General features: G+C 52.0%; 22 protein-coding genes and 1 pseudogene. 13 read left to right on the forward strand and 10 right to left on the reverse strand.

Annotated features, from left to right (window positions below; genetic code table 11):
* Nucleotides 1–177: 177 nt before the first annotated feature.
* Nucleotides 178–3,465 (forward strand): DUF2339 domain-containing protein, encoded by a 3,288-nt coding sequence (locus ACTHUR_RS04195; protein ID WP_440361224.1) that lies wholly within the window; start codon nt 178–180, stop codon nt 3,463–3,465.
* Between the two features lie 86 nt (nt 3,466–3,551).
* On the opposite strand, the gene ACTHUR_RS04200 is transcribed toward ACTHUR_RS04195, so the two are convergent.
* The 4 genes from ACTHUR_RS04200 to dndC are packed head-to-tail and all read right to left on the reverse strand — an operon-like array spanning nt 3,552 to nt 8,548.
* Nucleotides 3,552–5,147: an FtsK/SpoIIIE domain-containing protein gene (locus ACTHUR_RS04200; RefSeq protein WP_049331668.1), complete on the reverse strand. Its 1,596-nt coding sequence runs from the start codon at nt 5,145–5,147 to the stop codon at nt 3,552–3,554.
* An 11-nt stretch (nt 5,148–5,158) separates the two neighbouring features.
* On the reverse strand, nt 5,159–7,213 hold the full coding sequence (locus ACTHUR_RS04205) for an AAA family ATPase (RefSeq protein WP_440361225.1): 2,055 nt from the start codon (nt 7,211–7,213) through the stop codon (nt 5,159–5,161).
* Between the two features lies 1 nt (nt 7,214).
* Nucleotides 7,215–7,439 (reverse strand): DNA modification system-associated small protein, encoded by a 225-nt coding sequence (locus tag ACTHUR_RS04210; protein WP_004518986.1) that lies wholly within the window; start codon nt 7,437–7,439, stop codon nt 7,215–7,217.
* Complete coding sequence (dndC, locus tag ACTHUR_RS04215; RefSeq protein ID WP_049331662.1) at nt 7,436–8,548, reverse strand: DNA phosphorothioation system sulfurtransferase DndC; 1,113 nt, start codon at nt 8,546–8,548, stop codon at nt 7,436–7,438. The genes ACTHUR_RS04210 and dndC overlap by 4 nt, the downstream gene beginning before the upstream one ends.
* 67 nt (nt 8,549–8,615) lie before the next feature.
* Between dndC and ACTHUR_RS04220 the strand changes: the two genes are divergently transcribed.
* A complete protein-coding gene (locus ACTHUR_RS04220) occupies nt 8,616–8,867 on the forward strand; it encodes a helix-turn-helix domain-containing protein (protein ID WP_049331660.1) in 252 nt (83 codons plus the stop codon).
* Entirely contained in the window at nt 8,864–9,340 is a 477-nt protein-coding gene (locus tag ACTHUR_RS04225; RefSeq protein ID WP_063068390.1) for a hypothetical protein, read from the forward strand. Before ACTHUR_RS04220 ends, ACTHUR_RS04225 begins: the two co-directional genes overlap by 4 nt.
* Nucleotides 9,341–9,595: 255 nt before the next feature.
* Here ACTHUR_RS04225 and uvrD read toward each other — a convergent pair whose 3' ends face one another.
* Together uvrD and gap are read right to left on the reverse strand one after the other, a co-directional pair.
* A complete protein-coding gene (uvrD, locus tag ACTHUR_RS04230) occupies nt 9,596–11,803 on the reverse strand; it encodes a DNA helicase II (RefSeq protein WP_440361226.1) in 2,208 nt (735 codons plus the stop codon).
* A 100-nt stretch (nt 11,804–11,903) separates the two neighbouring features.
* Nucleotides 11,904–12,932 (reverse strand): type I glyceraldehyde-3-phosphate dehydrogenase, encoded by a 1,029-nt coding sequence (gene gap / locus ACTHUR_RS04235; protein ID WP_003748138.1) that lies wholly within the window; start codon nt 12,930–12,932, stop codon nt 11,904–11,906.
* Between the two features lie 776 nt (nt 12,933–13,708).
* Here gap and ACTHUR_RS04240 point away from each other — a divergent pair.
* The 3 genes from ACTHUR_RS04240 (at nt 13,709) to ACTHUR_RS04250 (ending at nt 16,022) form a co-directional block, all read left to right on the forward strand.
* Nucleotides 13,709–15,244, forward strand: a complete 1,536-nt coding sequence (locus tag ACTHUR_RS04240; protein ID WP_083296577.1) for a sodium-dependent transporter — start codon at nt 13,709–13,711, stop codon at nt 15,242–15,244.
* Nucleotides 15,244–15,336, forward strand: coding sequence for a methionine/alanine import family NSS transporter small subunit (locus ACTHUR_RS04245; RefSeq protein ID WP_036472778.1), 93 nt, complete (start codon nt 15,244–15,246; stop codon nt 15,334–15,336). Before ACTHUR_RS04240 ends, ACTHUR_RS04245 begins: the two co-directional genes overlap by 1 nt.
* 308 nt (nt 15,337–15,644) lie before the next feature.
* Nucleotides 15,645–16,022, forward strand: a complete 378-nt coding sequence (locus ACTHUR_RS04250) for a hypothetical protein (RefSeq protein WP_004518977.1) — start codon at nt 15,645–15,647, stop codon at nt 16,020–16,022.
* Between the two features lie 80 nt (nt 16,023–16,102).
* On the opposite strand, the gene ACTHUR_RS04255 is transcribed toward ACTHUR_RS04250, so the two are convergent.
* Both ACTHUR_RS04255 and ACTHUR_RS04260 read right to left on the reverse strand, forming a co-directional pair.
* Nucleotides 16,103–16,798 (reverse strand): LrgB family protein, encoded by a 696-nt coding sequence (locus tag ACTHUR_RS04255; RefSeq protein WP_039861867.1) that lies wholly within the window; start codon nt 16,796–16,798, stop codon nt 16,103–16,105.
* 15 nt (nt 16,799–16,813) lie between these two features.
* Entirely contained in the window at nt 16,814–17,287 is a 474-nt protein-coding gene (locus ACTHUR_RS04260) for a CidA/LrgA family protein (RefSeq protein WP_004518974.1), read from the reverse strand.
* A gap of 14 nt (nt 17,288–17,301) precedes the next feature.
* Here ACTHUR_RS04260 and ACTHUR_RS04265 point away from each other — a divergent pair, with 14 nt between their 5' ends.
* Nucleotides 17,302–18,195: a LysR family transcriptional regulator gene (locus tag ACTHUR_RS04265; protein WP_004518973.1), complete on the forward strand. Its 894-nt coding sequence runs from the start codon at nt 17,302–17,304 to the stop codon at nt 18,193–18,195.
* A gap of 245 nt (nt 18,196–18,440) precedes the next feature.
* Complete coding sequence (mgtE, locus tag ACTHUR_RS04270; RefSeq protein ID WP_004518972.1) at nt 18,441–19,913, forward strand: magnesium transporter; 1,473 nt, start codon at nt 18,441–18,443, stop codon at nt 19,911–19,913.
* Between the two features lie 149 nt (nt 19,914–20,062).
* Here mgtE and ACTHUR_RS04275 read toward each other — a convergent pair whose 3' ends face one another.
* The gene (locus ACTHUR_RS04275) at nt 20,063–20,329 is read right to left on the reverse strand and encodes a SemiSWEET family transporter (protein WP_004518970.1); all 267 of its coding nucleotides are present in this window, start codon (nt 20,327–20,329) and stop codon (nt 20,063–20,065) included.
* Between the two features lie 218 nt (nt 20,330–20,547).
* Here ACTHUR_RS04275 and ACTHUR_RS04280 point away from each other — a divergent pair.
* Nucleotides 20,548–21,077 (forward strand): annotated as a pseudogene (locus ACTHUR_RS04280) (IS1595 family transposase); the annotation flags it as partial.
* A 20-nt stretch (nt 21,078–21,097) separates the two neighbouring features.
* Here ACTHUR_RS04280 and ACTHUR_RS04285 read toward each other — a convergent pair.
* On the reverse strand, nt 21,098–21,481 hold the full coding sequence (locus tag ACTHUR_RS04285; protein ID WP_004518967.1) for a hypothetical protein: 384 nt from the start codon (nt 21,479–21,481) through the stop codon (nt 21,098–21,100).
* A gap of 207 nt (nt 21,482–21,688) precedes the next feature.
* On the opposite strand from ACTHUR_RS04285, the gene thiE reads away from it, so the two are divergent.
* From thiE to ACTHUR_RS04305, 4 genes are read left to right on the forward strand one after another with little or no spacing between them, the layout of a single operon-like run.
* Nucleotides 21,689–22,306 (forward strand): thiamine phosphate synthase, encoded by a 618-nt coding sequence (gene thiE, locus ACTHUR_RS04290; protein WP_004518966.1) that lies wholly within the window; start codon nt 21,689–21,691, stop codon nt 22,304–22,306.
* A gap of 41 nt (nt 22,307–22,347) precedes the next feature.
* The gene (gene thiS, locus ACTHUR_RS04295) at nt 22,348–22,542 is read left to right on the forward strand and encodes a sulfur carrier protein ThiS (protein WP_004518965.1); all 195 of its coding nucleotides are present in this window, start codon (nt 22,348–22,350) and stop codon (nt 22,540–22,542) included.
* A 58-nt stretch (nt 22,543–22,600) separates the two neighbouring features.
* Nucleotides 22,601–22,894, forward strand: a complete 294-nt coding sequence (locus ACTHUR_RS04300; protein WP_039861865.1) for a YciI family protein — start codon at nt 22,601–22,603, stop codon at nt 22,892–22,894.
* Between the two features lie 54 nt (nt 22,895–22,948).
* Nucleotides 22,949–23,737: a thiazole synthase gene (locus ACTHUR_RS04305; RefSeq protein WP_004518963.1), complete on the forward strand. Its 789-nt coding sequence runs from the start codon at nt 22,949–22,951 to the stop codon at nt 23,735–23,737.
* Nucleotides 23,738–23,741 lie beyond the last annotated feature (4 nt).

Consider the following 23,741-nt stretch of genomic DNA (forward strand, 5'->3'; position numbering starts at 1 on the left):
TCAATCTCAGGCCGTCTGAAAATCCTTAAACATTTTCAGACGGCCTTTTTTCTATGCCGATTCTCTACATTCTATTCGCCGTATGCTTTTGTTCTCGGCCGTTTGTCTCTTTTTTTCATGAATAATGTTGCCGGTGTTACAATCGGCATATTCTTATTGTTATCAAACAGGTGTTTCATGCAGTTTTTTGGCCTGCTTATTCCTATTATTATCGGCTATTTTGCTGATGAGATGTTCACCGGCGTCATTATTGGGTCGTTGTTTTGGCTGGTTGCTTGGTCAATCGCCAAACAACGCCAAGAAGAGCGTTTGGCTGAATCTGCTACGGCAGGTGATAGGATGCAAAAGCTGGAGCAGGAAATCGAGCTGCTGAAACGGCGTTTGTCGGTGTTGGAGCATGAGGCTGTCCGTGATGAGGCGAAGGTAGGGCAAGGGCTTGAGGCTCGGGCTGTTGCAGATGTTCAGACGGCCTCTGAGCCGCTTCAGGTTCGGGTTGAGTCTGAAGCGGAAGCTGCGCCTGTTAAGCAGAAAATTGAAGAGGCGTTTGCTCCTTCTTTTTCTATACCTATTAATCCTGTTTCTGCCAAGGCTGCTGCTTCGTCTGAGCCTGTTGTGGAAGAAGTTGTCGAGGCGGTTGCTCCGGTTGCTGCTGAACAAGAAGAGCTGCCTAAGGAAGAGGCTGTTATTGCTTCGATGCCGTCTGAAAACGAAGAGGCTCCATCGCGTCAATTCGTTATCCATAAAGATAAGGTGGAAGGAGGAGAGTATAAGTTTTCCGACAATCCGATTGTTGCTTGGTTCTTGCGCGGTAATCCGCTGTTGAAAACCGGTATTGTGGTGCTGTTCCTCGGCTTGGCGTTTTTGTTGCGCTATGCCTCCGAGCGGGTTCATGTGCCGGTGGAGCTGCGTTATCTGACTGTGGCAGGCGCGGGTTTGGCGGCGGTGGTCGGCGGCTGGAAGCTGCAAAGCCGTAAGCGTGAATATGGCTTGGTGTTGCAGGGTTTCGGCGTGGCGGTGATGTATCTGACGGCCTTGGCGGCGTTGAAACTACATCCGCTGCTGCCTGTGTCGGTCGTGTTCGGGCTGATGGTGGCGATGGTTGTGCTGATGGCGTGGCTGGCGGTAAGGCAGAATGCGCAGATTATGGCGCAGGTTGCTTTAATCGGCGGTATGGCCGCGCCTTTGCTGACTTCAGACGGCAGCGGCAATTATTTGGTGCTGTTTTCTTATCTTGCCCTGCTCAACGGCGGTGTGGTCGCGATTGCGTGGTTTAAGGCATGGCGTCCGCTGAACCTGACGGGTTTTGTCGCTACTTTTGCCATTGCCGCGCTGTGGGGCATGCGAAGTTATACGCCGCAACATTTCGCCACTACCGAGCCTTTCTTGATTTACCACTGGCTGCTTTATACCTTTATCGCGTATCTGTTCGCACGCCGTAAGTTGACGGAAAACAGCGAAGACGGCGTTACGCCGATTGCCGACAATGCGACTTTGGAAGAAATCGGCAAGAGTATTTATACACACGGCCTGCGCGTGCATGTCCTCGACCATACTTTATTGTTTGGCACGATGGCGGCAGCGTTCGGCCTGCAATACCGCATGGTGGAGCATTGGCCGTCTGCGGATGCGCTTTCCGCATTGGGTTTTGCCGCTGTTTACGGACTGGCCGCGCTGCTGCTGAAACGTCAGCAGGGTTTGTATATTTTGCGTCAGGCGTTTTTTGCGTTGGCGGTGTTGTTCCTCACAATTGCCGTTCCGCTTTATTTTGAACCGAGCAATACGGTTATCTTGTGGAGTGCCGAATCCGCATTGGTTTATTTCTTCGGTTTGCGTCAACAGCGTCCGCATATCCGTTTGGGTGCGCTGATGGTTTATCTCTTGGCGGCACTGATTCAGTTGGGCAATTATCAGAACTTCGGCACCGATACCGTTTTGGAAGGGCAGTGGTTTACGACGGTTGTGGTGTTGCTTGGCGGAGCGGCGATTTATTTATTGTGGTATTTCTCGCGTCGCGAAGGTTCGGCGCAATGGGAAAAATCTGTTCAGACGGCCGTGTTGTCTGCCGCCTTGCTGTACATCTCTATTTTGCCTTTGCTCTTCTTGGCCGAGCGCGGCTGCATTGTCGCTCTTTCCGCTTTGGCGGCGGCGTGGGCATTCTGTCGGCGCAAACACGAGCCGAATGTGTTTATCACATTTACCTTGGGCAATGTATTGTTCGCCCTGTTGCTGCAAGCCGGTATTATTTATGAATCCCAAGGTTTCCTGAGCCATCTGTACCTTATTGCCGCTACGCCTTTGCTGTTTGCGGCTGCCTACGCGCTGCAATATCCACGCGTGCCGGTTAACACCGAAAAGCCGGAAGGAAACGAGGTTTACTTTGCGAAGGTTGCAGGCTGGATCATCCTGCTTACTGCGTTGGCGACAGGCAGCTACGCCCTTTATATGCAATGGACAGGCGAGGAAACCCTGTTTACCCAGTTGTGGCTGTGGCCGATATTTGCCGGCCTGCTGCTGTTTGCCAAACGTCTGAAATGGGAAGAGCTTCTGCAAACCAATTTGGCATTCTTGCCATTGTTTGGCCTGCATTTCCTCTCCTACCATACCGAACATGCGGTGACAGCCGCCGCAGCCTTGCCGCTTGCCGCCGCTACCGTGTTGAACTTCATTATTCTGAACAACTATCCGCGCCATGATCTGATTTGGTTGCACAAACTCAATATCACGATACTCGGCGTACTTTGGACGCTTTGGACCGCGCTGTATGTCGGTGGTCTTCTCTCCGGCGTTTGGTCGCAGCTCTCATGGCTGGTTGTGCCTTTGGCGATGTGGATTGTTTTCCATACGCAGCGCCACCGCGAATTTTTCAGACGGCATCAAGCCATTTATCAGCATTTTGCTATGCCGTTGTGCGCCCTTGCCGCTGCCTGTTGGATGCTGTGGACCAACTTCTCCACGCCGTTCCAACCTTCACCGTTGCCGTATATTCCCGTGCTCAATCCGGTGGAACTCGCCAGCGCCGGCATGCTTTGGTTTGCACTGAAATCTCTGCCCGAAGCCTTACCGCCCGACCTTCGCCGTACCACGGCAACCACAGTTTCCGCCTTGGCATTTATGCTGATCAGCGCAGGCGTGATGCGCGTATGGCATTTCTACGACGGCATCACTTGGCGTCTCGACATCATGCTGCAATCCTTCGGCCTGCAAGCTAGCCTCTCCGTCGTTTGGGCGGTAACCGCCATCATCTTGATGGTACTCGGCAACCGCCGCAAACAGCGTTCCTACTGGATGACAGGCGCGACGCTGATGGGCATCGTAGTTGTCAAACTCTTCCTGATCGAGCTTTCCAACAGCGGCGGTATCGAACGCATCGCCTCCTTCATCATCGTCGGCCTGCTGCTGCTTCTGGTCGGCTGGTTTGCACCCGTTCCGCCCAAAGCAGAGAATGATGGCGAACCTAAAGCCTAATCACTAATCCCCAAAGGAAAAGGCCGTCTGAAACCCCATTTAAGTTTCAGACGGCCTGAGACCTTTGCAAAGGATGGTTGAACAAATTATACATTATACCCGTGCAGAAAACGTGCTGCTTCATTGTTCCATTTGACCAAATGATCGCCTTTGGCCGTCAGGTTTTCAGCACCGCGCTCGCCCAAGATAATCTCGGAAGACTGGCGTTTGCCTGTTTTCAACGCAATTTTGGTCGGCAGGTTGTCACGTAGGCGGCCGCTGAGTGTTTTCGCATCGGGGCGTTGCGTTGCCAATAACAGATACATTCCTGCGGAGCGCGCTTTTTGTGCCAGCCGTACTAAATGCCCTTCTGCGTCACTGCTGACATCGATAAGGTCGGCCAGTTCGTCAATCACGATAACAACATATTTTGGACGGGCGTGCTGTGGGACTTCTGCAATATCCTTTGCAGCGTATTCGTCCATCAGGCGGTATCGTTTATCCATCTCGTCAGCAAAAGACGACAATATTTCAGCAGCTTCTTCCGCATCGCTGACTATGCGCCCCTGCCATAAATTCGGACGGTCTTTGAAGGCGGCGAAATCCGCAGAAACTTTGCAATAACACACGACGATTTCCGTTTCATTCTGAGGAGCGAGTTCGAACAGGGAAGCCAGCATTGAGCGCACCAGTACCGATTTCCCAGCCCCCGTTTCCCCGCCTACCATCACATGCGGCGCGGTGGCAAAATCTTGAAACACGGGTTCGCCGCGTTCGTCTAAACCGATACACACTGGCAATCTGAATTGCTGTGCCGATGCGCGGTATTGCTGTAAGGCCGTCTGAAACTCACTTTGCCCGTATTGCCGCCAAGTGTCTTGCGGGCGCAGGATATTGATGTGCCATGTATTGGCTTCGCCGCGTATGCGTCCGCAGCGCATTTCATCATCGCCGATGCCTAATTCGGAGCAAATCTGGCTGTGGTATTTTTCCAAATCCACATAGCGGTCGAACTGCACGCGCAGGCAGTCGTAGCGTACGCCGCCGTATTCTGGTTGTATCGTGCCGCCCTTGCCGACTGTTTTGTCCAGTGCGGTTTTGAGTTTGATGCAGGTTTGTTCTTCCATAGCGGAAGCGGCCGGGTGCAGGCTGCCTGAAACGGCCTGTGTAGCACCGTCCGAACCACCGTCTCTGTGTTGCGCCGCCAAGCCGGCCAGTTCGTCAAAGAATATTTTTTTGGCTTCCACGATGCTGCTGTCACAGTAGTCCAAGGCTTTCCGGTAACGTTCCTCCAGCAGTTTCGCGCCGTTGTGCCACGCCAGTTGGATATAGGCAAACAAGTGTTTTTTGGTGAATTTCCGTTCTGGCACTTCGTCAAACATGCGCTGGCTGATGTAGGCTAGCCAAAATTTTTCTTCGCCTTTTTTGCCGTTTTGATTAAAGCAGGTGTTGAACGATGCGATTTCCAAACCACCGTCCATGCTGGGTTTCTGTTCCCAATCTTTGATATTTTTGGTTTTGGCAAAGCAGAAGGCGATGCACAGCCGCGCCCATTCATGGTTCTGCATTTTAGGCAGCACGCCGTCGCTTTCGAGCTGTTTTAGGATTTTGGCTGCTTCGCCGCTGGATTTGATGTGGGTGTTTTCGGTCAGCGTTACCCAGTATTTGTCGTTGCAGATTTTGTCGTCGTCCAATTCGTACATGGCGTTTCCCTTTATTCAAAATAGGCGTGCGGGGTAACGGTGGCGCATTTTCCACCGCCTTGCAGGATTTGAGAACGGATAAGGTAGCTCTTGCCGATGCATCCTTGTGCGTTGAGCTTTTGATAGGTTTCGGAACCGATTTCGGCACTCTGCACCAGAATAATCACTTGGCGGTTTAAATTCATCCAGTATCGCACTAGGTTGTCGCAATGGCGCGTGTCCAAAGATGTGAGCGGGGTATCGACCACGAAGGGGACCTGGTAGTCGGTAATTTCGGCCAGCGCGGCAATCAGGGTCAGCACCAGTATTTTCTTTTCACCGTGCGAAAGCGGCTGGAAGTCGATAGCCGTGCCGTTTTGGCTGTACAGAGACAGGCTGCCGTCTTCGCCGATTTCGATGTCGCCGATTTGTTTGTCATGGGCGATTTTCTTGTGCAGGCTGCTTACGGTTTTGCGGAATGCATCCAGTTTGCTGCGGCGCAGTTGCACGGCCAAGTCGTCTATCAGGCGGCACACGGCCTCGGCACGCTCGGCCTTTTGCTGTTTGGGCAGGCTGTCTATCAGTTCCTGTTGCAGGGTTTCCCATTCGGTTTTCAGGCGGTTGACTTCGGTTTGGCTGCGCTCGATGCTGTTTTGCACGCCGCCGAGTTTTTGGTTGGCTTCGGCCAGCTCTTTCTGAACACGCTCCAATTCTTCGCGCAGGCGGTCGGAATCGACAAGCCTGTCTTTCTGCTGTTCGTAGCAGCGTTTCAGCTCGGCCAGTTTGGTTTCCTGGCGATTTTTCTCTTTGTTTAGGCTGCCGAGGTCGTTGTCAGGCGATGTGATGCGGGCGATGTTTTCGAAGGCAGCCTGAAAGCATGAATCGTCCAAGTAATTGTGCTGCATGGGGTCAGATGCATCTGGCGGCAGTTTATCGAACAGAACGTTCCATGATTCGTTCAGAGCACGTTTGAGCAGTTCGTCTTTCAGGATTTTCGGCGTCAGTAGTTCCAGCGTGTTGGGATTGGTGGAAAACGCTTGCCAGAATTCTTCCAACCGGTGCGCGTTCTGCTCTTTGCCCTGCTCGTGCAGCAGGCGGCGGTAATCACCGTGAAGTTGTGTTTTCAGGGCGGTGATATCGCTTTCAGGCAGTAGGGCAAGCGGCAAGGCTAACAAGGCTGCCTGAATGTTTTGGTTCAGTTGGGCGGTTTCGGCTTCACATTGTTCGATTTGGGCAATCAGCTCTTTGGAATGCTGCGTGCTGCCCGCGCCCCGCAACCGCATCTGCAAGTCGTCCTGCCGAGCTTCGGTTTCCTGCTTCTGCCGCTGCCACTGTTGCAGGGTTTCGGTATGACGCGCCAACTCTTCAGAGGCAGCCTGAAAACGGCGTTCGGCTTCAGAAAGCAGCTCTTTTTGCCTGCCACCCGCCTTTTCGCTGTATAGCTTCTGCCCGTATTCCCTCACCTCTGCCTGCAAGGCTTTAAGCAGGTCGATGCCCAAAAGTTTGTTCAGCGCGCCGCTCATCCAGCCGCCCGCACCAAACTGCTTGGCGATATTGACCAATTGTTCGCCGTCAAAAAAGAAAAAAGCAGAATATTCTGACGGCAGGCCGTAATCTTCCAAATATTCTTGGATTTCTTCACCGTCTATAGGTTTTTTCAGGCCGTCTTTGCCTATGTAATACAAAAGCAGCTGGTTGCTTTCTTCCTGATAGAGGCCCAAATGGTCGAAATACCATTTACGAACAATACGGATACCCTGTTCGCCAAAGGCATAGCTTTCCATCAAATCCATTTCCAGCACTATTTCATAAGAGCGCGCAAAGGCGGCAGTGGCTTCCTTATATAAGGACTGACTGATGAAATCGCGGTATTTGAATCCGCTGTCGACCAAACCGGCACGCTGGAAATTGTCAATCGCGTCTTTGTCATACAGGCACAGATATATCGCTTCCAGCAGCGTGGTTTTACCGTGCCCGTTTTCCGCCCCGACCAAAATCAGGTTTCGCCCTTTTTCAGGTGGGGGAAATTCAAATTCGGCTTCGGCGTAGGATTTGAAATTTTTCAGTTTTATCCGTTTGATATACACCTTATTCCCCCCATAAATCCTGTTGTTCGAAGATTTTGTCCAGCTTCTGCTTCATGCCGCCGTATTTGTCACCCTTGCGCCGCACCTGGCGCGCCCAAGCAAGAAGTTCTGCCGCCGCTTCCATTTTGACATTGTGTTTTTCGGCGGCCGCTTCCAGCAAATGGCGCGCGTCAGGGTCGCGCCACAGCAGCAGGTCGGCAATTTGTGCTTCGGTTTCCGGGTTCATCGTCTGTCTCCTTGTTTCAAAATATCTTCCGTCCAAATCTGCTTGATTAGGTCGATTTCGTCCTGCGAAATCAGTTCTTCGCCGAAAGCAGCCTGCACGTCTAGCAGCTTCGCCAGCATTTCCTGCCGCGCCGTGATGGTGAACGGGCCGGGGATGTGTTTTCCGCCTTTGAACGTGAGTTTTCCGTTGCGCCGTTCGGCCTGGCGGTATTCGGGTTTGTTACGGATATCCACCAACCAGTTGCGGTATTCAATTAACGGTGCAAATTCGGTTTTCCCCGCATCCACAAATCCTTGCAGGCTTCTATCTTTATTGACCACCGTACACGTCCAACAGCCGAAACGGCTGGAATTAGTGCCGCAGCCGGGGGCTTCTTCCTGCGACAGCACAATCGGGCATTCGCCGCCGGCGGCTTCGCGATAGAGCTTGATTAAATCGCTGTGTGTGCCTCCCCAGGGCGGGTCGTTGGCAGCAAGGAATTCCCACACATCGTCGGTACTCAAATCGGCAATTGGTCGGTACACCAGCGCGTTCTTCAAATCGCCGTGCGGGGTCAGGTTGCTGTTTTCCAGGTTCTTGTGGTTTTCTATGCTGGCCTTGCGGGTGGCGGATTCGTCTTTGCGCACACCCAGCACGATGATGGCTTTGCCGTTTTCGTTTACTTTTTGCAGGATGTAGCCGCTGGTTGGTTGGATTTTCAGGCGGTCAGTACACCAGCGCATCGAGCGGTTGGGCGTGGGGTAGCCTTTGCCGATAAGCAGCGTCCAAAACGTGTCCTGCAATTTCGGCACGGTGATTTCGCCGCTGACGGGCAGCCTGAAAATTTCGGCGGCGCGCAGGATTTCTGCCAAAGATTGGCGCATGTGTTTCACCACCAGCGGGCTTTCCACCAGCGTGTCGTTGGAAATGAAGAACACCTGCCGCGTCCGCAGCATCGGCGGCAGCGAAAGCAGCATGTCAAACACCAAATGGGCGACAAGGGTGCTGTCCTTGCCGCCTGAAAAGGTAACAATCCAAGGGTAGTGCTGCGTTTCGCTCAAATATTCTTCAGTGATGTTTTGGCGTATAGCGTCGAACGGGTTGGCAGGGTGTATGGGTATTACGGTCATTTTTATACATATTTCTTATTTGCACCTAAAACAGGTGCATGCGTGATTGTACCTAAAATCGGAGCGCATGAGAAATATTCGTTTGTCGGTACACTCTGCCGAACACACCTATTTGCGACAACTCCTTATCCGCAGAAGATTGGATTTGGGGTTGTCGCAGCGTGCATTGGCGGAACGGATGAATGTGGTGCATTCGTTCGTAGGAAAAGTGGAAACAGGTGACAGGCGGCTGGATATCTTTGAGTTTATTGATTATTGCCGCGCATTGAATTGGCAACCGGAGGAGGTATTGCAAAGTTTGCAGGAGGAAGCGGTATGAAAGATTTGGCAGCATTATTAAAATATGCGGAACAATTCCGCAGCCTGCATACAAGTTTTACACAAGCAAACAACCGTGCCCCGCATAAATTCATCCTTCTATACAGTTTATGCCTGCTGTATGAATCAGGCAGCCTGCACACAGAAAAAATTGATTTTTCGGATACGCTTTTGGAAGAATGGCAGGCAATATTCAGACAGCAATGGCAGCGGTGGGTGGCAAACGCATACCACCAAGAAAATTTCGGCATGCCGCTCTACCACATGAGGACCGAGCCGTTTTGGTATTTTTGTGTCAAACCTGGTATGGAAGATGCATTCGAACAAAAAAACCGCATGAAGGCTTTATCCAGCCTGCGTCAAACTGTTTCGGGCGTAGAAATCGATGCACTACTCGCACGGCTGCTTCGGCAGGCCGAAACGCGGGTGGTGCTGCAGGATGTGCTGTTGGCACAATTGTTTGAAATCTTATGAGCAGGGAAACGAGTGAAATTTAAAGTGCAGGCTGCTTTTTCATCACCCCAAAAGCAGCAGCCGTAGGTCGGATTCTCGAATCCGACATTTTCCAACAGCGTTTTTTTCGGAAACGATAGACGCGTCAATGTTTTTGTTGGATACGAGTATCCAACCTACATTTCTACTTCTGGATTCCCGCCTGCGAGGGAATGACGGCGGAGGTTTCGGCAAAATTGCTCCTCCCGTTTTCAGACGGCCTCTGCCATCTCCCTTCTACATCTCTTCCAATTTCGCAAACTTGGTGTCCAGCTCTTTTACGCCCTGTTTGCCGAAGTTGATGGTCAGTCGGGCAGATTCGCCTTTGTCCACGGCATCGATGATGACGCCGGTGCCGAATTTGGCGTGGCGGACGTTTTGGCCGATGCGGAAGCCTGCGTAGGTTTGGGGCTGTTTGTAGTCGTCGATGATTTTGTCTTTGAACATGGAGGTTTGGCGCGTGTTGCTGTAGCTGTCGTAGGCGGGTTTTTTGACGGACAGGTAGTGCAATACTTCGGGCGGGATTTCTTCGACAAAGCGGGAGACGATGCCGAATTGGGTTTGTCCGTGAAGCATGCGTTGCTGTGCCATGGTGATGTAGAGGCGTTTGCGGGCGCGGGTGATGGCGACGTACATGAGGCGGCGTTCTTCTTCGAGGCCGCCGCGTTCGGCAAGGCTCATTTCGCTGGGGAAGCGGCCTTCTTCCATGCCGGTGAGGAAGACGGCGTTGAATTCCAAGCCTTTGGAGGCGTGGACGGTCATCAGTTGGACGGCTTTTTCACCTGCGCCTGCTTGGTTTTCGCCGGATTCGAGGGCGGCGTTGCTCAAGAAAGCGAGGATAGGGAAGGCGGGGTCGTCTGAAATGTTTTCGGGCAGGGTTTCAAAGTTGCTGTCTTCGGGTTTGAACTCGATGGCGGCGTTGACGAGTTCGTCGAGGTTGTCGAGGCGGTCTTGGTTGTCGCCTTTTTGGGTTCGGTAGTGTTCGGTCAGGCCGCTGTCTTTGAGGATGCCGACGATGATTTCGGACAGGGGCATTTGTCCGACTTGGTTGCGCAGGGCTTCAATCAGGCGGACGAAGGCGGCGATTTTGGTGGCTTTTGCGCCGGCATTGCAGGCTGCCTGCCAGAGGGTGATGCCTTGTTCGTTTGAGGCCGTCTGAAGGTTTTCGATGGTGCGTGCGCCGATGCCGCGCGGTGGGAAGTTAATCACACGCAAGAGGGCGTTGTCGTCGTCGGGATTGACGGCAAGGCGCAGGTAGGCGAGGGCGTGTTTGATTTCTTGGCGTTCGTAAAAGCGCAGGCCGCCGTAGATTTTGTAGGGAATGCCGCTGCGGAACAGGTTTTGTTCGATGACGCGCGATTGGGCGTTGCTGCGGTAGAGGACAGCAATTTCGTCCAAATCCCAGCCTTCGCGTTCGAGGGCTTTGGTTTCGTCCACAATGAATTGGGCTTCTTCGAGGTCGGTAAAGGCGGAGTAGTAGCGGATTTTGTCGCCTGCTTCAGCGTCGGTGCGCAGGTTTTTGCCGAGGCGTTCGTCGTTGTTTTCGATGACGGCGTTGGCGGCGGCGAGGATGTTGCCGACGGAGCGGTAGTTTTGTTCGAGTTTGACGGGCGCGTCGATGTGGAATTCTTCCATCAGCGCGGTCATGTTGCCGACGTTTGCGCCGCGGAATCGGTAAATGCTTTGGTCGTCGTCGCCGACGGCAAAGACGGCGGCGTGGTTGCCGGCAATCAGTTTCAGCCACGCGTATTGCAGCTTGTTGGTGTCTTGGAACTCGTCGACCAAAATGTGATTGAAGCGGTTTTGGTAGTGCTGGCGCAGGATTTCGTTGTTTTGCAGCATTTCGTAGCTGCGGAGCATGAGTTCGGCAAAATCGACCACGCCTTCGCGTTGGCAGATTTTGTCGTATTCGGCGTAGCACTCAATCATGCGGCGTGTGTGCGGATCGGGCGCGCTCAACACGGAAGCGCGCAAACCGGATTCTTTTTGCGCGTTGATAAAGCCTTGCAGCGAACGCGGCGCGATGATTTCTTCGGCGATGTTGAGGCTTTTGAGCAGGCGTTTGATCAGGGAAAGCTGATCGCCGCTGTCGAGGATTTGGAAGGAAGAGGGCAGGCCGGCGTCGCGGTGGTGCAGGCGCAAAAAGCGGTGGCAGAGGCCGTGGAACGTGCCGAGCCACATGGCGCGGACGTTGACGGGAATCATCGCGCCCAAACGGGTCTGCATTTCTTTGGCGGCTTTGTTGGTAAACGTTACCGCCATAATGCTGTGCACGCTGGCTTGTCCGCTTTGCAAAAGCCATGCGATGCGCGTGGTCAGTACGCGCGTTTTGCCGCTGCCTGCGCCTGCCAAAACGAGGGCGGATTGCGGCGGCCAGGTTACGGCGGAGAGTTGTTCGGGGTTTAAGCCTTGCAGGAGATTGGGGGCGGATTCGTTGGGAAACATGAAGAGGCCGTCTGAAAAGAAATGGGAATGCGATATTTTAAAGGAAATACAAAAGGCCGTCTGAAAAGATGTTTCAGACGGCCTTTGTGTTGGAAGCCGATTAGAACGGACGTACTTCCAAACCGAACATACGGCGCGCGGTATTCAGCATTTGGCAGCTGAAGCCCCACTCGTTGTCGTACCATGCGAACACTTTAACCATTTTGCCTTCGGTTACTTTGGTCAGCGTAGAGTCGAATGTGCTGGCTTGGGTGGTGTGGTTGAAGTCCATAGAGACCAGCGGCAGGGTGTTGTAACCCAAAACGCCTTTCAGACGGCCTTCTTCGGAAGCGGCTTTCATCAGCGCGTTGATTTCTTCGACAGAAGTCTCGCGGCTTGCTTGGAAGCTCAGGTCAACCAGGGAAACGTTGACGGTCGGTACGCGGATGGCGAGGCCGTCGAGTTTGCCTTTCAGGGCAGGCAATACCAAGCCGACGGCTTTTGCCGCGCCGGTTTTGGTCGGAATCATGTTTTCCACGCCGCTACGCGCACGGCGCAGGTCTTTGTGGCGTACGTCGGTGACGGTTTGGTCGTTGGTCAGCGCGTGGATGGTGGTCATCACGCCGTTTACGATGCCGATGTTTTCGTTCAACACTTTGGCTACGGGTGCCAGGCAGTTGGTGGTACAGGAGGCATTGGAGATAACGGTCATGTCGCCGGTAATCACGTCGTCGTTTACGCCGTAAACGATGGTTGCGTCAACGTCATCGCCGCCGGGAGCGGAAATTAGCACTTTTTTCGCGCCGCTTTCCAAGTGGATTTTGGCCTTCTCTTTGCTGGTGAACGCGCCGGTACATTCCATGACCAGGTCAACGCCCAATTCACCCCATGGCAATTCGGCAGGATTGCGGGTGGAGAAGTAAGGGATTTTTTTACCGTTGATGATGAGGTGTTTTTCATCATGGGAAACATCGGCGTCAAAGCGGCCGTGAACAGTGTCGAATTTGGTCAGGTGGGCGTTGGTCTCGATGCTGCCGCTGGCGTTGATGGCAACGATGTCGAGTTGGTCTTGCAGTTTGTAGTCGAAAATAGCGCGCACTACTTGGCGGCCGATGCGGCCGTAACCGTTGATGGCAACTTTGATACCCATGGCTTTTCCTCTTCTTTTGGGTTTGGGTTGTGGATTGAATGGCGGCAATTATAGCAAAAATGTAGTGCTGTGTAATTAATGTTTTATTGAAATTTTTTGGTTTGATTATTTTTGATTGTGGATGATTAGAGTAGAAATACGGGTTTAAAATTAATCTTATTTTTGATTTTTTGTCATTTTATTTTTTATTCATTTTATTTTTGATATTTTATGCTTATTTTAAATGATGGTGATGAAGGGCGCAGAAAAAGGCGGATTGTTTTTGTTTATATTAAACGGAATTCTGGAGTGGTTTCTTGATTACAACATGCAACAGTGAAATTTTCAGACGGCCCGGATTGGACGGAAGGAAAACAGGCCGTCTGAAACATTTTGATGACGGGGGGTTTGAATGCGTTGGGTTGCCGCTTTTCCTTACGGGATAAGGGAAAGGCGGTTTGCGACGAGGGCGGTTGTCAATGGGAAGGGGAGGGGGAAACGGGGCTTGTGTGTTGCGTTTGGCTTGTATATAAAGAAGTGTATGAAGATTTTAGTCGTAGTGCATGAAGATTTTCCTTGCGATTTTAATGCAATACTGACTTGCCAACAGTGTTAAATTTTTTTACGATAAGGTCAGATTATGTTTGCATGGCCATAAGCGGTGCATTCTTTAAATACCGGATATTATCCTTGTCCGAATATCTATTTTAACCGGCCGGTTTGTCCGACCTGATTTCTAAATATATACGCGCAAGGCCGGGAGGCCTTGACGACACTCGATTTTTAAGAGGTTCATCGTGTCAAATTCTCAATCCAGCGAACGCGCGACGTTTAGCAGTCGCCGTGCCTTTATGTTTGCCGCCATCGGCTCGGCCGTGGGCTTAGGCAACATTTGGCGTTTCCCTTACATCGCCTTCGACAACGGCGGCGGTGCTTTCGTCCTCCCTTATTTGGTTGCGCTGTTGACGGCGGGTATTCCACTGTTGCTGCTCGACTATGCCATCGGCCACCGTTACCGCGGTTCGCCTCCTTTGGCCTTCCGCCGCCTCGGCCGTTGGTTTGAGCCGGTGGGTTGGTGGAACTTTCTGACCAACGTCATCATCTGTATCTACTACGCCGTGATTGTCGGCTGGGCGGCAAGCTATGCCTATTATTCTTTGACTTCGGCATGGGGTACGGATCCGCAGACCTTCTTCTTCAAAGACTTCCTGCAAATGGCCGATGCCAAAGACTTGGGCTTGGATTTTGTCGGCAAAGTTGCCGGTCCGTTGATTGCCGTGTGGGTGTTTACGCTGGCGATTATGGCTTTGGGCGTGCAAAAAGGTGTGGCCGGTGCGTCCACATTCTTCATGCCTTTGTTGGTGGTAATGTTTGTCATCATGGTGGGCATTGCGCTGACTCTGCCGGGTGCGGCAAAAGGTTTGGACGCTTTGTTTACGCCTGACTGGAGCCGCTTGGCGGATCCGAAAGTCTGGGTAGCCGCATATGGTCAGATCTTCTTCTCGCTCTCCATCTGCTTCGGCATCATGATTACTTATTCTTCTTACCTGAAGAAAAAAACCGACTTGGGCGGCACCGGCTTGGTTGTCGGCTTTGCCAACAGCAGCTTTGAGTTGCTCGCCGGTATCGGCGTATTTGCCGCATTGGGCTTTATGGCTCAAGCCGCAGGCAAAGAAGTCAGCGAAGTGGCATCCAACGGTATCGGCTTGGCGTTTATCGCGTTCCCGACCATCATCAACCAAGCGCCGATGGGCGCGTTGATCGGCGTGTTGTTCTTCGGCTCGCTGGTGTTTGCCGGTGTAACTTCTATGATTTCCATCGTTGAAGTAATTGTGGCTGCAATTCAAGACAAAATGAACATCGGACGTGTCAGCGCAACGTTGATTGCTGGCGTTCCCATGGCGATTATTTCCACCTTGCTGTTCGGTACGACCACCGGCCTGCCTGTGTTGGACGTATTGGACAAATTCATCAATACTTATGGCATTGTGGCTTCCGGTTTTGTTTACGTTTTGGCGATTGTCTTGTTGAACAAGCTGCCGGAACTGCGTAACCACTTGAACGCGCTGTCTTCCATCCGTGTCGGCAAAGTGTGGACAGCCAGCGTGGTGGTTACCGTCGCCATGCTCGGCTATATGCTTTATCAGGATACTGCCGGCCTCCTAAAAGAGAATTACAGCGGCTATCCTGACAGCTTCCTCAATATCTTTGGTTGGGGCATGGTGGGCGCCATCCTCGTATTGTCGGTCTTGCTGTCATTCTTGCCGTGGGAACACGGTCAGGGCTTCAACGTCAAAGACGAACATGAACACGAACGTGAAGGAGACGAATAATGAGTACTTCAGCCATTATTATGATGCTTGTCGCATTGATCGTCATTTGGGGCGGATTCATCGTCTCCGTCCTGCGCCTGCCTAAAGAATAAGGTTTGAGCAAATGAAAAGGCCGTCTGAAAGTCATTTTTCAGACGGCCTTTTTGTTACATAGCAAGGGACGGAAGAGGGGGAATCATCTTGGTGGACGGCATGTGCGAGATTTTTAATAATGGATGACCGGGTATGATGTATAAATTATATCTATTTGTTTTAAAAAGATTTAAATACGATTATCGTGTTAATAAACCGTTGTTCCCTTCAATCTTTGCCCGCTGTTTTCTTTGTTCTAGAATAGAGTCCGCAATGCCTTTTATGAGGCATTAGGTACAGTATCCGTTTATTTGTTAAGGAGAATTTCATGGCTAAAGTACATCAACCAAGTAAAGAAAGTGATTCTGAAGATTTTGTTATCCGCCTCGATCCGCGCGAGTGGGACGGTACTTTTTCAGGAGAAGGCAAAGGGCCTAATGATGGCTATGACGATGATCATATCATCCGCCTTGATCCGCGTGAGTGGGAAGGTTTTGAGCCTGCACAGCCGGCCGCGAAGCCGATATTGGAATCCAAAGCTTTCGATGGAGATGAGCTTTTGAGCCGTGAGTTTGGTGAGGCTGATCCTCTTGATTCTTCTGCTGGTCTTTCCTCAGACAATGCGACCTATTCAAACAATGGTACAGGTTCATCTGCGTTGGATACCATTCATGATTTAGCAGAGGCTTCTATTTTCAAACTGTAATCGTTCCATAATATAAAAGGCCGTCTGAAACCGATATGTGTTTCAGACGGCCTTTTTGTGTATGGTCATCGGGACGAAGCCTAACTCATCATCCAAATTACCAAATGCACCATGGTTGGGCCAAACAATACCATAAACAGTCCGGCCAAAATCATGGTCAGGCTGGCCATTACGCCTTCAGTTTCATGGCGTTGTCCGGCGCGCGATGTGCCGAAGCCGTGGGCGGCATTGCCGAATGCCACGCCGTTGGCGGTACGGAAGCGGATACGGGTGAAGGCTAAAAACAGGTCGCCGAATATCATGCCGACAAAGCCAGTGATGATGGTGAACAGGGAAACGAGCGAGGCTGAACCGTGGATTTCGCTGGCGAGGACGACGGCAAACGGCGTGGAGATGGAGCGCGCCATTAGGCTGTTGGTTACTTCGTTGTTGAAGTGGAACATATGGCTCATGAGGAATGCGCTGACTACGCCGACAAACATGCCCACCATAATGGCGATGGAGAGGATGGGCAGCTGGCGGCGGATGACTTCGCGGTTTTCATAAATGGGGACGGCAAAGGCAACGGTAACCGGAGTGAGCAGGAAGACGATGCCTTGGGTATATTTGTGGTAGGTGTCGTAATTGACGCCGAATGCCAGCAGCAGGAGGATGGTGCTGACGGAGACGGTAACGACGGGGGAGAAAATCATTAAGGGTTTTTTGCGGTGGATTTTTTTGGCAACGACATAGGCAAAGCAAGTCCAGATGAAGCAGGCGAGGGCAGTGTAGTCCATTTTTATTCTCTATTTTTAGGAGTGGAGTTTTTTGTAGAGGCGGCGTTTCCAGCGGTAGCAGAAATCGAGAGTCAGGGCGGTGCTGATCATCACGAGCGCGGTGCCGACGGCGATGGTCAAAATCAGCTGCCAACCTTCGGACATCAGCAGGTCTTGATATTGCAAGACGGAAACCATGATGGGGATGAAGAAAAAGACGAGTTCGCCCAATGCCCATTTTGCGCCGCGATCAACCATGCCCGGGCGGATGATGCCGAGCCCTAAAAGGGCGAGCATGAGGAACAAGCCCAATACGCCTGAAGAAACAGGCAGATGCGTGAAGCGGACGATAAGGTCGGAGACGCCCCATACTGCGCCGATGATGGCAAGCTGCAAGGCCGTCTGAAAAAATCTGGTGAGGGAATCCATGATATGGGTGTGTGTTGAATGAAAGGCTTGATTATAGAAACCTAATTTCTGCATAATATGAATTATTAAACGAATAATCATGCCTTAGAGGAATAATGGATTTCAAAAGCCTGCATTGTTTTGCCGAACTCATCCGCCTGCAAAGTTTTTCGGCCACGGCTTCCGCGTTGAATTTGACGCAGCCGACGGTCAGCAAAATCATCCAGTCTTTGGAAGAAGAATTGGGCGTGCCGCTTTTGTGCAGAGAAAACGGACGCAAAAAGCGGCAGGTGCAGCCGACCGCAATCGGCGAAGAAGTCTATCGCCATGCGTTAAACCTTTTACACGAACGCGATTTGCTGCTGGCCCGCGTTGACGATTACCGCCATGTCAAAAGCGGGACGCTGCGTTTGGGTTTGGCCTTGTTCGGCAGCGATTTGCTCAGTCATGCGCTGTTTGATTTCCACCAAAAATGGCCGGACATAGAATTGTCGTTTTTGGAACAAGGTTCGCTCGCCATCGAGCAATCCCTGCGCAACAACGAACTCGATGCCGGGCAGCTGCTCGCGCCGGTTCACGAAGACTTCGACAGCATCACGTTGTGCGACTATCCGCTGGTGGTCTTGATGCCGAAAAATCGGGCGAGACACGATGCGCTGACGCTCAAAAGCCTGCAACACGAGCCCTTCATCCTTTTTGGTGCAGGCTTTTCCCTCAACGAAACCATTCAGACGGCCTGCCGCAATCAAGGTTTTACGCCCAACGTTGTCTGCCGTACCGGACAATGGAATTTGGTCGCCGACATGGTGGCGCACAATATGGGCATTGCCTTGTTACCCGAATACTATGCCCGAAAAATCAATCCCGATGTCTTTGCCGCCATTCCTTTGGTCGAACCCGAAATCCGCTGGCAGCTCACCATGGCATGGAAGAAACACCAACGCCCGACGCCGGCCTTAAGGGCTTGGTTGGACGTGGTCAGGGAAGCGTTCGGCAGGCGAAACAAATAAAATCAAATCATCAGGCCGTCTGAAAAAAAAGGGTGTCGTTATCACCCGCTTTCAGACGGCCTTTCCCGTTAAAAATGGTAAAACGGCCTAAAAAAGAGTAGAATATGCACCGTTTACAACTCTGCGCCTCTCAGCAGGCTCGAATTATGGACCTTCCCAGTTCGCCTTTGAACTTCCCATCAGACACACAACAACCATAATCATCCCGCCGAAATGCCTCCCCGCGTCCGGCGGGCGGAGCATTTATGAGCATCGAACAAACCCCTCCGAATCTCGACCATACCCCCGACAATGAAGCGGTGGAAGACCGCATTTCTGACGATCGCATCTCTGACGATATCGACCGCATCCACGCCTTATGCGAAATCCTCGAGCCGTCCTTTGAACAAATCGAAGCAGGCGTGCCGATTGAAGACGAAAGCCTGCGTGACAAGTTCACCGAGCTGACCGTCCTCTTGGCCGAGTTGCACCCTGCCGACGTGGCCGCCGTCTTGGAATCCCTGCCGCCGCGCGAGCGTAACATCGTCTGGCTTTTGGTCGCCCCTGAAGACGACGGCGAAGTCTTGCTGGAAGTATCCGACGCCGTACGCGAAACGCTGATCGAGTCCATGGACAAAGACGAGCTGTTGGCCGCCGTCGATGATTTGGACGCAGACGAATTGGCAGAACTGGCAGACGACCTGCCGCACCAAGTGGTGTACGAAGCGCTGCAAACGCGTGATGAAGAAGAACGCGAGCAGGTCAAAGCGGCGATGTCTTACGAAGATAACCAAGTCGGCGCGATTATGGACTTTGAATTGGTCAGCATCCGCGCCGATGTGGCGTGTGAAGTCGTGTTGCGCTACTTGCGCCGTTTCGACAGCCTGCCCGACCATACCGACAAGATTTTCGTGGTTGATGAAAACGACGTGTTGCAAGGCGTGCTGCCCATCCGCAAACTCTTGGTCGCCGACCCCGAAGACATGGTGGCGGACGTGATGGCCACCGATGTCGTGCGCTTCCGTCCCGAAGACGACGTGGAAGAAGCGGCACAGGCGTTTGAACGTTATGACTTGGTCACCGCGCCGGTTGTCGATGAAAACAAAAAGCTGATCGGCAGGATCACCATTGACGAAATGGTGGACGTGATCCGTGAAGAATCCGAAGCCGACATGTTTAACATGGCCGGTTTGCAAGAAGAAGAGGACTTGTTCGCCCCGATTTGGGACTCGGTGAAAAACCGCTGGATGTGGCTTGCCATCAACCTGTGTACCGCCTTTATCGCCAGCCGCGTAATTGGCGCATTTGAAGGCAGTATCGAGAAAATCGTCGCACTGGCTGCGCTGATGCCCATCGTCGCCGGCATCGGCGGCAACTCCGGCAACCAAACCATCACCATGATCGTCCGCGCCATGGCAATGGGACAAATGACCAGTACGCAGGCAGGCCGCCTGCTGAAAAAAGAAGTCGGCGTCGCCCTCGTCAACGGCATTATTTGGGGCACGGTAATGGGCGTGATTTCATGGCTGCTCTACGGCAACATCGGCATCGGTTTGGTCATGGTGGCCGCGATGACCTTGAACCTTTTGCTAGCCGCGACCGTCGGCGTCCTCATTCCCGTCATGATGGACAAAGCCGGACGCGACCCGGCATTGGGCAGCTCGGTGCTGATTACCGCGGTTACCGACTCCGGCGGCTTCCTGATTTTCTTGGGATTAGCAACCATGTTCCTGTTGTAATAGGAAAAAAAAGACGTGTTCGATACGTCCTTTTCAAACCGTTTAAAAGGCCGTCTGAAATTTCAATTTTCAGACGGCCTTTGCTGTTTTTTAAAGCTTTACATCATGAGGGCGTTTAGTTTTGGGGCTGACGTAGATTAGCCCCTTGTTTAAAGCGAAGTCAGAAAAGTCAGAAATCCCAATATCACGCCGACTGCGTTGGGTATAATCAGAATCCAGTCTTTCCGGGGTTCTTTGCTCCAACCGTACAAAACCCAAATCAGACAGGATACTGCTGCAAACAGGGGTTGCCACGGCTGCGCCTTTGCCCCTTGCATATTGGCGATAATTTGGGGGATATAGGCGACAAATACGAAAATACCTATTGCCGCTCCTATGCTGCCGACAACGGTATTGAATTTTGCTTTGCTTATCATGCTGGTAAGTCTCCTTTTAATATGAAAATCGAGGCGGTAGATAATATGGGCAGGCTGACTCAGCCGAGGGAACAGCCGCAGCCGCAATGATGTTCGTGGCCTTGGCCATGTTCGTCCGAATCTTCGGCAAGCAGGGCTTCGTAGTCGCCGCTTTCAATCAGGCTGACCAGTTCTGCCGGACTTTCCGCGCCTTCTACCTAGTCGCAGGATAAATAACTCTATTCTACCGCAAAATATGTATGTCATCATCCATCATTTGGCCTTGGCTGCCGATGAGGTTTTCGAGGGCTCTGTCGAGCTGGACGAAAGCTATTTCGGCGGACAGCGTAAAGGCAGACGTGGTCGAGGTGCGGCAGGAAAAGTGGTTGTCTTCGGCATTCTGAAACGCAACGGACGGGTCTATACCGTTGTGGTGGATAATGCCAAGTCTGAAACGTTATTCCCTGTCATCAAAAAGAAAATCATGCCGGACAGCATTGTTTACACGGATAGCCTGAGCAGCTATGATAAGTTGGACGTGAGCGGTTTTATCCATTACCGCATCAACCATTCCAAGGAATTTGTCGACCGTCAGAACCACATTAACGGCATTGAGAATTTTTGGAATCAGGCAAAACGTTTCTTGCGAAAATACAACGGAATCGATCGCAAATCTTTCCCGCTGTTCTTGAAAGAATGCGAATTTCGATTTAACTTCGGCACACCGTCTCAACAGCTTAAAATCCTGCGAGATTGGTGTGGAATTTAGGGCTAATCTACGTCAGCCCCTTAGTTTTTGATGACGTTTACGGCGTAATGGGCAGTAGTGTTACGGCGGGCTTGGGCGCGCATCATATAGACCTGCACTTTATATTTGCCCGATTGGGTAGCGATACCGTCAAATTTATCGCCTTGTGCCGAACCGTTAAATACGGCTTCATCGTCTTTGGGTGCCCATACGTTGAAATAGGCGTTAGGGCTGCCGGTTTTACTGATGCGCAGGCGGTCGCCCTTGCGTACGGAGAACAAATGCTCGGCGGTTTGATAGCCGGTGATTTTGCCGGAAAAACGCTGCTTGGTTTGTTTGTGTGCCGAAGCTGGTTTTGAAGCTTCCGCTTTAGGCGTGGCGGCATTTGAATAAGTGGTAAACAGTAAGGGAAGGGCGGCTAACAAGAGAAATTTTTTTCATGGGTTGGGTCTCCGAATGTGGGGCGCCAATATGGCACTCATTTTGATAACCCATCAGTATGTTCATATTTTTATAAAGCCAAAGCCGAATAGGGCAATATTCATTTTTTCAATCAGGCCGTCTGAAAACAAATATTATTCAGACGGCCTTTTCTGATAATATAACAACGAATTATTCCTTTCGGAGCCGTTATGACCTTCCCGCCACTCAAATCTCCCCTGAAATTTTACGCCGTTGTTCCCACTGCTGACTGGGTCGAGCGCATGGTCAAAGCAGGTGCCGACACGGTGCAACTGCGCTGTAAAATCCTGCATGGCGACGAGTTGAAACGCGAAATCGAACGTTGCGTCGTAGCCTGTCAAAACAGTGCAACCCAGCTTTTCATCAACGACCACTGGCGCGAAGCGATTGCCGCAGGTGCATACGGCGTGCATCTCGGGCAGGAAGACATGGACACTGCCGACCTAGCCGCGATTGAAGCTGCCGGTTTGCGCTTGGGCTTGAGTACGCACTCTGTTGCCGAACTCGATCGCGCCTTGTCCGTACAACCTAGCTACGTCGCCAGCGGCGCGATTTTTCCGACCACGACCAAACAAATGCCCACCGCCCCGCAAGGCTTGGAGAAACTGCGCGAATATGTGAAACAGGCTCGCGGCATACCCGTCGTCGCCATCGGCGGCATCGATTTGAACAACGCTGAAGATGTACTTGCCACCGGCGTTTCCTCCCTCGCCGTCGTCCGCGCCGTTACCGAAGCGGAAAATCCCGAAGCCGTGGTTAAAGCGTTTCAGGCTTTGTGGGATGAATAAGGCCGTCTGAAAATAAGAAGTCTGACAAGAGGAGCAGCATTATGAAGATTATATTAAACAATGAAGCCATCACATTAAACGGCACAACCGTTGCCGACCTTATCGCCCAAACCGCGCCGCAGAAACCGTTTGCCGTTGCCGTCAATACCCAGTTTGTCGCCAAAGGCGCGTATGCGGAAACGGTTTTAAACGAAAACGACAAAGTGGACATTGTGCGCCCCGTAGTCGGCGGATAAGCGGTTTTACTGCGTGTATAGCTGCGCTATTGGTTTAATGCTGAGAAAAGGAAAAGAAATGTTTATCGTATCGTTGGAATATATTAAAGACTTGGCTGCGGTTGAAACCTACCTGTCCGAGCATATTGCGTATCTTGAACGGTATTATCAAGCAGGTGTATTTGTGATGTCTGGACGCAAACAGCCGCGGACAGGCGGCATTATCCTGATGAAAGCATCAGGCAGGGAACAGGTGGAAAAGTTAATTGCAGAAGACCCATTTCACCGAGAAGGCGTAGCGAAATACACAATTACCGAGTTTATTCCGACTAAGGTCGCGGAAGGACTTGAAAACTATTTGGAAACTATCTGAACCGATTTTTCAGAAGGCTATCGCCCCAAAAATAATATTACAAAGGAATCCATCATGTTTACCCTATATGGAGAAACTTTCCCTTCACGGCTGCTACTCGGTACGGCTGCTTATCCGACGCCGGAAATCCTCAAGCAGTCTGTTCAAATCGCGCAACCGGCGATGATTACCGTTTCATTGCGCCGCGCCGGCAGCGGCGGCGAAGCGCACGGGCAGGGTTTTTGGTCGTTGTTGGAAGAAATGGGTGTGCCTGTGTTGCCCAATACCGCAGGCTGTCAAAGCGTACAGGAAGCTGTGACCACTGCGCAAATGGCGCGCGAAGTGTTTGATACCGATTGGATTAAGCTCGAACTTATCGGCGATGATGACACGTTGCAGCCCGACGTGTTCCAACTGGTCGAGGCGGCGGAAATCCTGATTAAAGACGGCTTCAAAGTACTGCCTTATTGCACCGAAGACCTGATTGCCTGCCGCCGACTGCTCGACGCAGGCTGTCAGGCGTTGATGCCGTGGGCGGCGCCGATTGGCACGGGACTGGGCACGGTTCATGCTTATGCGCTGAAAGTCCTGCGCGAACGTCTGCCCAACACGCCGTTGATTATCGATGCGGGGTTGGGTTTGCCTTCGCAGGCGGCGCAAGTGATGGAATGGGGTTTTGACGGCGTGTTATTGAATACCGCCGTTTCCCGAAGTGGCGATCCGGTCAATATGGCACGCGCTTTTGCGCTTGCGGTCGAGTCGGGCCGTCTGGCTTATGAGGCGGAACCTGTGGAGGCGCGTGAGAAAGCGCGCGCCAGTACGCCGACGGTGGGTCAGCCTTTCTGGCATTCGGCGGAATATTGAAAAA

Source organism: Neisseria sp. P0021.S007 (assembly GCF_051956855.1).

Excerpts from the sequence above, each read along its gene's own strand:
- ACTHUR_RS04265 (WP_004518973.1), top strand. The coding sequence starts at position 17,302 with ATGGATTTCAAAAGCCTGCATTGTTTTGCCGAACTCATCCGCCTGCAA.
- ACTHUR_RS04210 (WP_004518986.1), bottom strand. The coding sequence starts at position 7,439 with ATGAACCCGGAAACCGAAGCACAAATTGCCGACCTGCTGCTGTGGCGC.
- gap (WP_003748138.1), bottom strand. The coding sequence starts at position 12,932 with ATGGGTATCAAAGTTGCCATCAACGGTTACGGCCGCATCGGCCGCCAA.
- ACTHUR_RS04305 (WP_004518963.1), top strand. The coding sequence starts at position 22,949 with ATGTTTACCCTATATGGAGAAACTTTCCCTTCACGGCTGCTACTCGGT.
- ACTHUR_RS04300 (WP_039861865.1), top strand. The coding sequence starts at position 22,601 with ATGTTTATCGTATCGTTGGAATATATTAAAGACTTGGCTGCGGTTGAA.
- ACTHUR_RS04255 (WP_039861867.1), bottom strand. The coding sequence starts at position 16,798 with ATGGACTACACTGCCCTCGCCTGCTTCATCTGGACTTGCTTTGCCTAT.
- ACTHUR_RS04260 (WP_004518974.1), bottom strand. The coding sequence starts at position 17,287 with ATGATTATTCGTTTAATAATTCATATTATGCAGAAATTAGGTTTCTAT.
- thiS (WP_004518965.1), top strand. The coding sequence starts at position 22,348 with ATGAAGATTATATTAAACAATGAAGCCATCACATTAAACGGCACAACC.
- ACTHUR_RS04225 (WP_063068390.1), top strand. The coding sequence starts at position 8,864 with ATGAAAGATTTGGCAGCATTATTAAAATATGCGGAACAATTCCGCAGC.
- ACTHUR_RS04195 (WP_440361224.1), top strand. The coding sequence starts at position 178 with ATGCAGTTTTTTGGCCTGCTTATTCCTATTATTATCGGCTATTTTGCT.
- ACTHUR_RS04250 (WP_004518977.1), top strand. The coding sequence starts at position 15,645 with ATGGCTAAAGTACATCAACCAAGTAAAGAAAGTGATTCTGAAGATTTT.
- dndC (WP_049331662.1), bottom strand. The coding sequence starts at position 8,548 with ATGACCGTAATACCCATACACCCTGCCAACCCGTTCGACGCTATACGC.
- uvrD (WP_440361226.1), bottom strand. The coding sequence starts at position 11,803 with ATGTTTCCCAACGAATCCGCCCCCAATCTCCTGCAAGGCTTAAACCCC.
- ACTHUR_RS04245 (WP_036472778.1), top strand. The coding sequence starts at position 15,244 with ATGAGTACTTCAGCCATTATTATGATGCTTGTCGCATTGATCGTCATT.
- ACTHUR_RS04220 (WP_049331660.1), top strand. The coding sequence starts at position 8,616 with ATGAGAAATATTCGTTTGTCGGTACACTCTGCCGAACACACCTATTTG.
- ACTHUR_RS04200 (WP_049331668.1), bottom strand. The coding sequence starts at position 5,147 with ATGTACGAATTGGACGACGACAAAATCTGCAACGACAAATACTGGGTA.
- mgtE (WP_004518972.1), top strand. The coding sequence starts at position 18,441 with ATGAGCATCGAACAAACCCCTCCGAATCTCGACCATACCCCCGACAAT.
- thiE (WP_004518966.1), top strand. The coding sequence starts at position 21,689 with ATGACCTTCCCGCCACTCAAATCTCCCCTGAAATTTTACGCCGTTGTT.
- ACTHUR_RS04275 (WP_004518970.1), bottom strand. The coding sequence starts at position 20,329 with ATGATAAGCAAAGCAAAATTCAATACCGTTGTCGGCAGCATAGGAGCG.